This is a genomic window from Streptomyces sp. SAS_281 (genome assembly GCF_052542855.1).
The window spans coordinates 18,175-29,290 of the sequence record NZ_JBMNDO010000098.1; the positions used below are offsets into that span (position 1 = coordinate 18,175).

Annotated in this window: 9 protein-coding genes; 2 read left to right on the plus strand and 7 right to left on the minus strand. The window is 71.1% G+C overall.

Annotated features, from left to right (window positions below; genetic code table 11):
* Position 1: 1 nt before the first annotated feature.
* The 5 genes from ACN6LM_RS28735 to ACN6LM_RS28755 form a co-directional block, all read right to left on the minus strand.
* Positions 2-907, minus strand: coding sequence for a carbohydrate ABC transporter permease (locus tag ACN6LM_RS28735; protein WP_445068294.1), 906 nt, complete (start codon positions 905-907; stop codon positions 2-4).
* Positions 908-925: 18 nt separating this feature from the next.
* Positions 926-1,888: a carbohydrate ABC transporter permease gene (locus ACN6LM_RS28740; RefSeq protein ID WP_445068295.1), complete on the minus strand. Its 963-nt coding sequence runs from the start codon at positions 1,886-1,888 to the stop codon at positions 926-928.
* Positions 1,867-3,117 (minus strand): ABC transporter substrate-binding protein, encoded by a 1,251-nt coding sequence (locus ACN6LM_RS28745; protein WP_445068296.1) that lies wholly within the window; start codon positions 3,115-3,117, stop codon positions 1,867-1,869. The genes ACN6LM_RS28740 and ACN6LM_RS28745 overlap by 22 nt, the downstream gene beginning before the upstream one ends.
* A 262-nt stretch (positions 3,118-3,379) precedes the next feature.
* The gene (locus tag ACN6LM_RS28750) at positions 3,380-5,317 is read right to left on the minus strand and encodes a heparinase II/III domain-containing protein (RefSeq protein ID WP_445068297.1); all 1,938 of its coding nucleotides are present in this window, start codon (positions 5,315-5,317) and stop codon (positions 3,380-3,382) included.
* Between the two features lie 4 nt (positions 5,318-5,321).
* Positions 5,322-6,596 (minus strand): alpha-L-fucosidase, encoded by a 1,275-nt coding sequence (locus ACN6LM_RS28755; protein WP_445068298.1) that lies wholly within the window; start codon positions 6,594-6,596, stop codon positions 5,322-5,324.
* A gap of 159 nt (positions 6,597-6,755) precedes the next feature.
* On the opposite strand from ACN6LM_RS28755, the gene ACN6LM_RS28760 reads away from it, so the two are divergent.
* Entirely contained in the window at positions 6,756-7,505 is a 750-nt protein-coding gene (locus ACN6LM_RS28760; RefSeq protein WP_445068299.1) for an RraA family protein, read from the plus strand.
* 25 nt (positions 7,506-7,530) lie between these two features.
* Here the strand turns inward: ACN6LM_RS28760 and ACN6LM_RS28765 are convergent, their stop codons facing one another.
* Positions 7,531-8,121 carry a TetR/AcrR family transcriptional regulator gene (locus ACN6LM_RS28765; RefSeq protein ID WP_445068303.1) on the minus strand — a complete coding sequence of 197 codons (591 nt, stop codon included), beginning with the start codon at positions 8,119-8,121 and terminating at the stop codon, positions 7,531-7,533.
* A gap of 88 nt (positions 8,122-8,209) precedes the next feature.
* Entirely contained in the window at positions 8,210-9,418 is a 1,209-nt protein-coding gene (locus ACN6LM_RS28770) for a Glu/Leu/Phe/Val dehydrogenase dimerization domain-containing protein (RefSeq protein ID WP_445068300.1), read from the minus strand.
* Positions 9,419-9,782: 364 nt separating this feature from the next.
* On the opposite strand from ACN6LM_RS28770, the gene ACN6LM_RS28775 reads away from it, so the two are divergent.
* Positions 9,783-11,051 carry an MBL fold metallo-hydrolase gene (locus ACN6LM_RS28775; RefSeq protein WP_445068301.1) on the plus strand — a complete coding sequence of 423 codons (1,269 nt, stop codon included), beginning with the start codon at positions 9,783-9,785 and terminating at the stop codon, positions 11,049-11,051.
* Positions 11,052-11,116 lie beyond the last annotated feature (65 nt).

Consider the following 11,116-nt stretch of genomic DNA (forward strand, 5'->3'; position numbering starts at 1 on the left):
GTCAGCCCTTCACGGCGCCCACGGTGAGGCCGCTGATGATGTGGCGCTGCATGTAGATGAAGAAGATGACCACCGGGGCGATGGCGAGCAGCAGGTTGGGGAACACCTTCGTCAGGTCCGTCGAGTACTGGCTGATGCCCGCGTAGATCGCCGTGGTCACCGTGTAGTGCCCGGACGACGGGCTGAGCAGGATCTGCGGGCTCACGAAGTCGTTCCAGATCCCGATGGAGTTGAGGATCAGCACGGTGACGACCGCAGGCCGCATGAGCGGGAAGATGATGGTCCAGAACGTGCGGTACCTGCCCGCGCCGTCGATCGTCGCCGCGTGGTCGATGTCCACGGGGATGGTGCGGATGAAGCCGACGAACAGGAAGATGCTCACGGGCAGCGTCGAGGCGACGTCGTGCGCCACGAGACCGGTCACCGTGTTCGCCAGGCCGATCTCCCGCAGTACGTAGATCACGGGGATGATCACGGCGGCGCCCGGGATGAACGTTCCCGCCAGGAAGTACAGCATCACCAGTTGCGTGCGCCGCTTCAGGCTGCGGGCGATCGCGTACGCGGCGGGGCCCGCGAGCACGATGCACAGCACGTCCACCATCACGACGAGGAACAGTGTGAAGCCGTATCCGCCGATGACGTTGAACTGCGGACTCGTCACCGCGGCGGAGAGGTGCGTGAGTGTCAGCCTGCTCAACGGAATGCCGAAGGGGTTGTCCAGGATGTCCTGCTGCGACTTGAACGCGTTCACGAGGAGCAGGTACACGGGTATCACCATGACGACGAGCAGACCGCCGAGCATGATCCAGCGCAGGGGCGAACGGCTCTCACCCCGCCCGGTGCGGCCCGGCAGCCCGTCGGGGGCCGCCGGTGGCCGTGTCCTGGCCTCGCGGGGCTTTGCCTCCATTACGACCACCACTGGCTCCTAACCTGTCGCAGCTTGATCTTGGCGGTTGCGCAACGCCGTCACGACGAGGGCGAGCACGGCGGACACGATCATGAGAAAGACCGCCTGGGACGTCGCGTAACCGACCTTCGTGCCCTCGAAGGACCGGGCGAGAATGAGGTACGTGAACGTCTGTGTGGAGCCGGCCGGGCCGCCGCCGGTGAGACTGACGATGATGTCGTAGGCACGGATCAGGCCCACCAGGTTCAGGATGGTCGCCACGGTCACCACGGGAGCGATCATGGGGACGACGATCCGCAGGTTCGTCTGCCGCTTCGTCGCCCCGTCGATGGCCGCGGCCTCAAGGAGCTCGGCCGGTACCGTCTGCAACGCCGCGACGAACAGCACCACGTTGAATCCGAAGCCGGCCCACACGATGACCGCGATCAGGGAGATCAGCGCCATCTTCTCGTCGAACAGGAAGCCGACCGGCTCGATGTCGAACTTGGCCAGCGTGTTGTTGATGGCGCCGTTGGTGCCGAGGATGGCCGCCCACAGATAGCCGAGCACCAGCGCGCTGATCACGTGCGGGAAGTAACCCACTGCCCGGAAAAAGGAGTTGGTCCGGGAGCGGCCCTTGAGGATCAGGGCGTAGACCAGACCGAGACCGACCATGAACACGGTGCCGGTCACGGCGATGACCGCCGTCACGTACCAGGACTGCGAGGAGCTGGGATCGTCGAAGAGGTGCCGGTAGTTTTCCAGCCCGATGAACGAGACCGAGGAGAAGCCGTCCCAGTCGGTGAGGCTGAGGTAGACCGCGACTCCTACCGGGACGACCGTGAGCACGGTGTACAGCAGGACGGCCGGCCCCATCAGACCGAGCGAAACCGCCCCCGCGCGCAGGCGGGCCCGGCGCCGGCCCGCCTGCGAGGGGGGAGCGGGCGGGGGCGCGGCACCGGCGGTCCGCCCCGGCTGTTTCAGCGCTGCGAGTTCCACCACTTGTCCAATCCGTCGGCGGCGTCCTCGGGGGAGGTGCCTGTGTACAGGGACTGGACCTGCTTGTTCAGTTCGTCACTGAATCCGGCGAGGGGCTGGTTCGCGCCGGACTTCACGATCACCGAGGGGGCCTTGTCGAGGATCTTCTGCACGGAGGTGCCGAGGCTCGACATCGGGTAGCTGAACCCGGCGCGCAGGTTGCCGTCGGCGGCGAGCTGGCTCTTGATCGCCTCCGGGTCGGTCACCGCCCACTTGACCAGATCCGTCGCCGCCGCCTTGTGGCGCGACTTGTTGACCACGACGTACGGGTTCGAGATGTTGCCGAACTGCCCCGACGGATAGGCGCCGTCGGTCGGAATGCTGAACACACCGATCTCGTCGCTCTTCTTGGCGAGGTCCGCGGCGGGCACGAAGTACGAACCCATGATGTACATGGCGGACGTTCCCTTGAGGAAGGCCGTCTGCCCGTCGGCGTAGTTGAGACCGAGGGCGCTCTTCTTCAGGTACCCGGCGTCGATCCACTTCTTGTACTGGTCGAAGTAGGCGACGTAACCGCTGTCCGCGAAGGAGTTCTCGCCCGCGATGCGCTGGGCGGTCCACTTCGGCTCGGCGGTGAGCACACCGGCGTCGGCCATCATGGAGAACTGGCTGCCGGTCACCCACTGTCCGGCCGTCTGCAACGGGTCGTACCCGGCCTTCTTCAACTTGCCCATCGCGGCCGTGAACTGGTCCATGGTCCGGATCCCGGTCGCGTCGACCCCGGCCTTGGAGAACGCCTTCTTGTTGTAGAAGACCAGCGACTGGATCTGCTCACCGACGCCCACCACGTACCGCTTGCCGCCGAGGGCGTACTCCTCGGCCAGCGGCGTCTTGGCCGTCCACGGCTGGTCCGACAGGTCGGCGAAGAGGGACTCGGTCTCCGCGGTGGGGATGATCTGCTGGGCGACGTCCGGGGGATCGCCGGCCGCCAGGTCCTGGGTCAGTTTCGCGTTCGCCGAGATGGTGCCGGTCAGCTCGAGATCGACCTTCACCTCGGGATGGGTGCGCTCGTACCGGGCGAAGAGGTCGTGCCAGTACTTCTCCGTCAGGTTCGGCGTGATGTTCACGATGACGCGGAGGGTGGTGGTGCCACCCGCGCCCTCGTCGGCGGTGTCGCCGCCGCAGGCGACGGCCGAAGCCATCACCAGGGGAGCGGCGGCGAAGGCGCAGACACGGCGCCAGACTGCTTTCATCGGACACGCTCCGTTGCGTTGTCGTGAATAATCGATAGCTGCTGCGGGTCGGTGGGTGCGGGCCGGAAGGGGTGCACCGTGGGGGTGGGGTGGCGGGCGTCGCGCCGAGCAGGAGGGCCTGCGGGCGTCGGCGAGCGCCTGGCAGCCGGTGATCCCGGTGATGCGGGAAGCGGATGCCGTTGCGCTTCGCTAATCGTCTATCGATTGCTGATGCTATGACTGGCATCCCTCAATGTTCAAGAGTGCTGCCGCAACGTGTTGTTCACACGGCCGACTCCCAGCGCACGGTGACCTCACCGGCGCTGCCCGGGTCCCGGACCGTCAGCGTGAGGCGCGTCAGGAAGGCTCCCCAGCTCTCCCTGAGCAGCGGGTCTTCGAGCTCCAGGCGTTCGGCCGAGGCGTCACAGAGGGACGAATCCCACCGCATGACGACCCCCGCACCCTCGGCCGTCACCCGTGCCAGGCCGTCCGCCAACTCGACCCGGCCGGACAACAAGTGGCGGAGCCGCACATACGGGACCCGCCCCCGCCAGGCGTCACGGACGTCGACGTACGCGGGAGCCTCCCCGGTGGCGCGGACCAGGGACACCGACCGCCTCCAGCCGCTCAACGGCCCGTCCGGATAGGCGCCGCTCAGCTCCGCGGTCAGGCCGCTCCGCCCGCCGTCGCCGCTCGCGGTCACCTCGCGGGCGGTGAACTCCCGTCCGGGGGACTGGGTGTCACCCGGTTCGGGGACGTTGTGCCAGGCGCTCTGGAAGGGCCACGCCTCATAGCGTTCGGGCCCGAAGGTCTGCCCCGTGTACCGAGGCCGGCCCGCGTCCACGACCAAGGGCCTGCCGTCGGCAGCCACCCAGTACGTACCGACGTCGAGGTGATTGTGGTGCTCGCCGTTGTGGCCCGCCTTCACGGCCACGGTCAACCCCCGCGGCGAAGCGGCCTCCTGACGCGCCACCAGGATCTCGAGGCGTGGCAGCCACACCTGTCCGGCCAGCCACGGGGCGCCCTCGTCCCGAGCGGCCCCGGCGGTCACCGCGTCGCACCAGCGCGGGTCGGCGAGCGCCGTGAGCGCACGGCCCAGACCCGCGCGGGGCGGCGCGGGATCGCCCTCCTGCCGCGCCCCCGCCACCGCGTGCGCCGAGGTCTCCATAAGGCCCAGGCGCTCACCCCACCGGTACGGCACGTGCCACGGCCGGTCACCGGACAGGCGGGGCGGCGCGTCGCCCACATTCACGTACCAGCTCCCTCCCAGATGCATCCGCTGCGGATAGCGCAGCAACTCGCCCAGCAGGGGGAGCCCGCGGGCGTCGAGGGCGGGACCGCCCACCCCGGCGAGGAGATCGAGGACCTCCAGGACCCGGCAGGCTCCCGCCCACCAGTAGGCGATGCCCTCGTCCACACCCCCGTCGTCCGGGAGGGCGGCTATGTAGTGGTCGAGCCCCGCGACCACGAGGCGCACCAGCCGGGCCCGCCGTGCACCGTCCTCGCACAGCAGCAGGGCGCAGGTCAGCACCGCACTGTGGATCCACGGGTTCCAGTTGTTGGCGTTCCCGTCGGCACCGATCCACCGCCAGTCCCGCACCTCTTCGAAGGGGGCGAGGACGCGCCGGTCCACCTCCCGCCGCAGTCGCCGCCGGAGTCCGGGTGCCCGGCGGTCCAGATGCGGCCCCAGCGCGTGGTCGGCCCAGGCGAACAGCGCCGCCACCTCGGCGGCCCCCAGATCCAGGTAGGGTTCGTCCGCATCGGGCACCACCTCGCCGCGCGCCGCTGTGAACCGGTCGTGCGGGGCCCAGCACCAGGTGCTCGCCTCCGCGAACCGCACGAGGCCGTCCACCGCCGCGTCCAGGTGCGGGCACACCTCGCCGGCGGCGGTGGCGTCGGCCGCCTCGCCGCTCAGCACGGCTGCCAGGACCAGCCGGGAGACCCGCTCCTGGAGCTCCCAGGCACGGTCCTCGTAGGCGCCCCGGTCCCCGGCGCGTGCCGCTCGCGCCCAGGCCCCCGCCGTCAGCCGCGGCTCCGGGCGCGCCAGCTCGTCCCGCGCCTCGGCGGCCAGCCGCTCGCGGACGCGGCGCGGCACCGCGTCCCACACCTTCCGGTGGGTCACGTCCGGTACGCCGATCCGGCCCGCCGGATCGGCCAGCAGCCGTGCCAGCCCGGGGCCGAGCGCCGGTCCGAACGACGCCCCCAGGGTCCCTGTCGTCACGTGCCTACACCTTGCCCGTCTCGGAGGCGTCGGGGTCACCGTCCAGTTCCAGCTCGATCACCGGGAGCAGGACGTCGGGCCGGGCCGTCGGCAGGGTCAGGGTCAGGGTCCCCGCCGGCTCGCCCGGCGGGGTCATGTTGGTGTGCTCGTGCCCGGTGCCGTCCACCTCGTGGAAGCCGATCTCGGAGCCGTCGTGCAGGAACTGCGCGTACCGGACCCGGCCCGCCAGTCCCGGCAGATGGACGTGCTTGAGGGGCCAGGCGAGCAGATGCAGATACAGGTGACGGCCACGCCGGGTGTACAGGGCGTTCGCCGGCGCGGTGAGACCGCTCGGGCCCGCTCCGTGTACGGAACGGGCGTGCGGTCCCGTCCAGGAGCCGATCGCCGCCAGGGTCTCCCGGGCACGCGGGTCGAGGGCGCCCCGGCCGGTGGGACCGACGTTGAGGAGGAGGTTTCCGCCGCAGGCCACCGACTGCACCAGCATCCGCACCAGCAGCGCGGGGTCCTTGTAGTCGTGGTTGTCGCGGTCGTAGCCCCACGAACCGTTCAGCGTGTGGCACGCCTCCCATCGCACCGGCACGCCGTTCCGCTCCAACGGCCGCTCGGGCTGGTACTGCTCCGGGGTCACGTAGTCGCCGGGTATCCCGAGCCGGTCGTTGACCAGAATGTCCGGCTGCAACGCGCGTACCGTGCTCATCAGCTCCCGCGCGCCCCAGTCCTCGGCGGTCTTCGAGGGGTACGTGAAGTCGAAGAAGATCAGGTCGATCTGTCCGTATCCGGTCAGCAACTCCCTCACCTGGCCCTGGAGATACGCGCGATAGGCGTCCATGTCCGCCGGCCGGCCCGCGGCCTCGGTGCCGCGCAGCGGATGGTGCTCGTCGATGCTGAAGCCGGGGTGGTGCCAGTCCAGCAGGGAGTAGTACAGCCCCACGCGCAGCCCCTCCTCCCGCATCGCCGTCACGAACTCCCGTACCAGATCGCGTCCGTTCACCCGGACCGAGGTGTAGTCGGTCAGTGCCGACCCGAAGAGGCAGAATCCGTCATGGTGTTTGGCGGTGAGCACCGCGTACCGCATGCCCGCCTCCTTGGCGGCGCGGGCGAGCATCCGTGCGTCGAAGAGGTCCGGGTCGAAGCGTTCCAGATAGCGGTCGTACTGCTCCTGGCCCATCAACTCACGGCTGCGCACCCATTCATGACGTGCCGCGAGGCTGTAGAGACCGAAGTGGACAAAGAGTCCGAAGCGGTCGGCTTCGAACCAGTCGGCTGACGTGGCGGCCATGAAAGGGCTCCCGTGACACATTGACAGCACTAATCGATTAACTGTTATCTACCATCGATAGGCGATGATGTCACTGGCGCTGTGTACGGAGGCAAGAGTATGAATCCGACCGGGGATCACGGAGCACCGTCGACGGAGGAGGCCCGGACATACGCGTCCATGCGGGCACCGGTCCACACCGAGCGGTACGTACGGCCCACCGCACGCATGGTCGAGGCCCTCGGCGGGGTCGGCGCGGCCACGGCCTGCGCGAAGCTGCACCAGATGGGTATCACCCGGACCTTCATCGACGGCCCGGTGCCGCTGCACCGCGAGCCCGACGTGCAGATCACCGGAGGTGCCGTCACCCTCCAGTTCCTGCCGCGGCGCGAGGACGTCTTCAACGGCGCGGAGCAGGAGGACGCCGAGCGGGAGACGGCGCTGTGGAAGGTGCTCGAATCGATCCGCCCCGGCGACGTTCTCGTGGTGTCGGCCCAGGGCAGCCACTACACCGGCTGCCTGGGCGACATGCTGGTGCGTTACTTCAAGCTGAAGGGCGGAGCGGGCATCGTCGTGGACGGACGCATCCGGGACGCCGCCCGGGTGCGCGCGCTCGGCGTCCCCATCTGGTGCACGGGGGTCACCCCGCACTACGCCTCGCAGACCGAGCTCTTCCCGTCCGCCTTCAACGTCCCCGTGGGTGTCGGCGGCGTCCTGGTGGCCCCCGGTGACCTGATCGTGGCCGACGAGGACGGGGCTGTCGTGGTGCCGCAGCAGAGCGCGGTGCCGCTGGCCGAGGACGCGCTGCGGCACCAGGACCGGGAGGAGTTCGCGCGGCGGCGCCTCGACGAGGGGGCCCGGCTGTCCGACTACTACCCGCTCACCGAGGAGACGTTGCCGGAGTTCCTGGCCGCGCACCACGCCACCTGATCAGGCCGGGCAGGGAGAGGCGCGGTCAGGCCGTCAGGGTCTCGTGGTCGATGCCCAGCTCGTGGGCGAGCGCCTGCTCGGTCCACTCCAGCATCGTGGCCCGGGACAGCGGGCCGTTGTACGAGGTCATCTGCACGGCCAGCCCGTCCAGCAGGGCGGTCAGCCGCCACGCCACGGACATCGGGTCGTCGCAGTGGAACTCGCCCGCCGCCGCGCCCTCCTCGATGACCTCGGCCAGCTCGGCCTTCCACTGCTGGTCGAGATCGCCGGCCACATTGCGCAGCGCCGGGTCGCGGAGGGCGGCCGCCCAGCCCTCGATCCACAGCCGCCAGCCCTTGGCCTGGCCCGTCGGCGCGTACCAGCGGACGGCCGCGCGCAGCCTGCGCACGGCCGTCGTGCGACGGCTCAACAGCTTGCGCAGATGGGCGAGATCACTCTCGGCGGCATGTGCGAAGGCGGCCGCCACCAGCTTCTCCTTGGTGGAGAAGTGGTAGAGCACGAGTGCGTTGCTCACCCCGAGCACGGACGCCACATCGGCGATGCGCACGGCCGCGACACCGCGCACCTCGATCTGTTCGACGGCGGCACGCAGCAACTCCTCGCGCCGCTCCGCCACTCCCAACCGCACTCTTGCCACGCGGTCACCCTAACCAATGCCGGGCGCGGGGGAGGCCGGGCGGACGGGCGCGGTCCGTCGGCACCGGTCAGCGGTACCAGCCGAAGCGCTCGGCCATCACCGGCAGCCGGCCGGCGGCCACCGCGTGCGCCGCCGCCCGCGGTGTGCAGCCGTCCGCCGCCGCACGGGCCAGCACCAGGCCGACCAGTTCGCGCATCGCGCGCCGGGTGTGCGCGAACGCCTCGTCCGCGTCGGCCCCGATGTCACCGAACAGGGTCCACCACCACCAGGCGTTGGTGCCGGAGTTGACCACCACGTCGGGCAGCACGGTGATCCCGCGCGCCGCGAGCAGCGCCTCCGCCTCCGGCAACACCGGCATGTTGGCGGCCTCCACGACCCAACGGGCCCTGATCCCGGCCTGGTTCACCGCGTCCACGGCGTAGGACACGGCGGCCGGGACGAGCACCTCCGCGTCCTGGACGAGCCAGGCGTCGGCAGGCAGCTCCCGGTCGGCGGCGCGCAGGACGCCCCGGTCCACGGTGCCGTACGCGTCCCGCGCGGCGAGCAGCGCCTCGACGTCGAGCCCGGCCGGGTTCGCGATCGTGCCCTTGACGTCGGCGACGGCGACCACCCGCAGCCCCGCCCGGGACAGGAAGCGGGCGGTCGCCCCGCCCATGGTCCCGAGCCCCTGGAGCGCCACCCGCGCAACGGCGTGGGCGATCCCGTCCCGGTCCAGCGCGGCGAGCGCCGCCTCGGCGACTCCGCAGCCCCCGACCAGCTCGTCCAGGCCGATGCCGTCCACCTCCAGGGCGAAGGCGTCGGCCAGCCGGCGCCGGGCCGCGGCCTCGTCGTCGAGCAGCGGGTAGACGGCCTGCACGGTCGAGACAAGACCCGCCTCGGCCGCCGCGCGGTCCACCAGGTCCTGGGAGAGGCCCAGGTCCTCACCGGTCGTCCAGACGTTCTCGATGTACGGGCGCATCGCCCGCAGATAGCGGACCAGGACGCCGTACGCCGCCGGGTCGCGCGGGTCGCAGTCGATGCCCCCCTTGGCGCCGCCCAGCGGTATGTAGCGGGCCCCGGTCCGGTCCGCGTCGAAGTGCAGGGCCTCCTTCATCGTCATGCCCCGAGCCAGGCCGGCCACCTCCTCCAGCGTGCAGCCCGGGCGCATCCGCAGGCCACCGCTGGACACCCCGCGCACCAGCCGGTCGACGACGAGGTGGCCGCGGCAGCCGGTGGCGTGGTCGGTCCAGGTCAGCGAGATGAGCGGGGCGGGCGGGGACACCGGAGGCGTCGTCATCGGGAGTGCTCCTCGGTCACTGTCGGCGGGCGGTTCCGCGCGGGCGGTCCGGCGGGCCGGCGTCGCGGCCGCATTACTGAATCGCGGGTCAGTATCGGGAGCCGGGGGCGGCCCTGTCAACGCGGTCCCCGCCGCCGCGCGGCCCCGGTGGCCGGAACGCGCCGGTGCGCGAACGGCAGGAGGCGCGGTTCCGGTTCCCCGGCGGGAGCGGGGACGGCTTCCCGCGTGCCCGTGGCGAGCACGTGTACGGAGGGCGACGCGGGCAAGGCGGTCGGTGCGGAACGCCACCCACCCGGCTGTTCCGCTCTCGCACTGTCGTGCCCCTTGGCCATAATGGGACGACCCCGACTCCTCAGGAGACCCCGTGACCGGCGCTGACCACAGGCTTCCGCTCCGCTCCAGGCTGCGTGCGCTGCGCCCCGCTGCCTTCGGGGCCGACCCGGACGGCGCGCGCATGGAGCGCATCCGCCGTTCCCCCAACTTCGCCGACGGTGTCTTCCAGAATCCGGTGGGCGCGCGGATCAGACCCTCCGGTTCCACCCTGGACTTCGCCCGGGTCTACTTCCGCAAGGAGGAGCGGGTGCTCCGGGCCCCCGCCGCCCCGGTGCCCGTGCACGCCACGACCGTCGCCGACCTCGCCAGGCCGCCCGCCTCCGGGCTCCGGATCACCTGGATGGGGCATTCCGGCGTCCTCGCCGAGATCGACGGGCGGCGGGTGCTGTTCGACCCGGTCTGGGGGGAGCGCTGTTCCCCCTTCGCTTTCGCCGGCCCCCGGCGCCTGCACCCGGCCCCCGTGCCGCTCGGCGCCCTGGGGCCGGTCGACGTGGTGGTGATCTCGCACGACCACTACGATCACCTGGACCTCCCGACGATCCGGGCCCTGGCCCGTACGGACACGGTCTTCGCGGTCCCGCTCGGCGTCGGCGCGCATCTGGAGCGCTGGGGCGTCGCGCCCGACCGGCTCCGCGAGCTCGACTGGAACGAGACCACGACGGTCGGCGGCATCAGCCTCACCGCCACCCCCGCCCGCCACTTCTGCGGACGCGGTCTGCGCAACCAGCAGCACACGCTCTGGGCCTCCTGGGCCGTCGCCGGACCCCGGCACCGGATCTACCACAGCGGCGACACCGGATACTTCTCCGGCTTCCGGACCATCGGCGCCGAACACGGCCCGTTCGACGCGACCATGATCCAGATCGGGGCGTACAGCCAGTACTGGCCCAAGGACCGCACGGACGACATGCCGGAGCCGGGCGCCTGGCCGGACATCCACATGAGCCCCGACGAGGGCGTGCGCGCCCACCTCGACCTCCAGGGCGACGACCCCGCGGCGGGTGTCATGCTGCCGATCCACTGGGGGACGTTCAACCTCGCGCTGCACCCGTGGGCCGAGCCCGCCGAATGGTCGATGCGCGCCACCCGGTCCGTGGGCGTCACCATGGCCTCCCCGCGCCCCGGCCAGCCGTTCGAGCCCGCCGATCCGCCGCCCGTCGAGCCGTGGTGGCGCGACGTGGCGACCGAGCCCGCCCCCGGCTGGGGCAACTGGCCCCCGGTCCACGTACAGCTGCACGACCCGGCGTCCGGCGCCGCCCCCGAGGCCGGCCGGGAGCGGGACCGGACACCTCAGCCCTGAGATCCGGAGAGATACGTTCCGGACGAAGCACGCACAGGCGGGCCCCCTCGGCATCGGTCGAGGGG